Here is an 851-nt window from a genome sequence, read left to right on the forward strand (position 1 = left end):
AACTTTCTTTTTAAGAGACGTTTTTACGATCGCTTTAACTTCATCAACTTTTAGTACTTCACCATCAAGGATCGATTCTAACAATGCACGACCTGAAACACCAAATAGATCCGATACAAACGTGCTAAGCTTGATGTTAGCATCTTGTAACACTTTGTGAATCCTATTCTTTTCAGATGTAGTATGACCTAGCAGTTTACGACGGTAGCGTGATAAGTCCCGTAAGTCTCTAAAATTTACTGGAGGAACAAAACTAGATTCGATGAGTCCTGCACGTAACAGTTTGGCAATCCAAAAAGCATCGGAGACATCTGTTTTTCGTCCAGGCACATTCTTGATTCGCTGCGCATTGCCCAGTGTAAGTTTGAAATCGTCTTCGAGAATGTTCCAAATTGGTTTCCAATATACACCAGTGCTCTCCATCGCAATATCTGTGCATTGGAACTCTAGTAACCAGTCTTGAAGTTGAAGTAATTCCTTGGTAGTTGTTCCAAATGTTCTGGTTTCCTTTTTGGGTCTGCGGTCCAATGAACCATGTAATACACACGCAACAACCGTCTCTTGGTGAAGATCAAGTCCAGCACAACGTTCTAAAATCGCATCCATTCTAATCCCATCCTTCGTATAATAATTGCTAGGTCATGCATTCTTGAGCGAGTAATTTTATACACGTGCTCTTTGGCAACAATCGGCGGTACTCATGAATGCAATAGATCGGTTTTGAACTCAGGGTTTTTACCACTAAAAAAGTCACGATCTCAGACCTGCTTTATCATAGTTAACAGGATTACTTAGAAATAAACGCTATACCCCCACTATATACATTTTCATTCTTCGTGGTGGCTGATAAG

Annotated in this window: 1 protein-coding gene; it reads right to left on the reverse strand. The window is 40.1% G+C overall.

Translation table 11 applies throughout. The features are described 5' to 3' along the window. Positions 1 to 606, reverse strand: a 606-nt coding sequence (locus tag NC797_RS18305) for an IS110 family transposase (RefSeq protein ID WP_272438218.1), incomplete at its 3' end; no start/stop codon positions are given. Between the last annotated feature and the right edge of the window lie 245 nt (positions 607 to 851).

Source organism: Terrihalobacillus insolitus (genome assembly GCF_028416575.1).
GTDB lineage: Bacteria > Bacillota > Bacilli > Bacillales > Amphibacillaceae > Terrihalobacillus > Terrihalobacillus insolitus.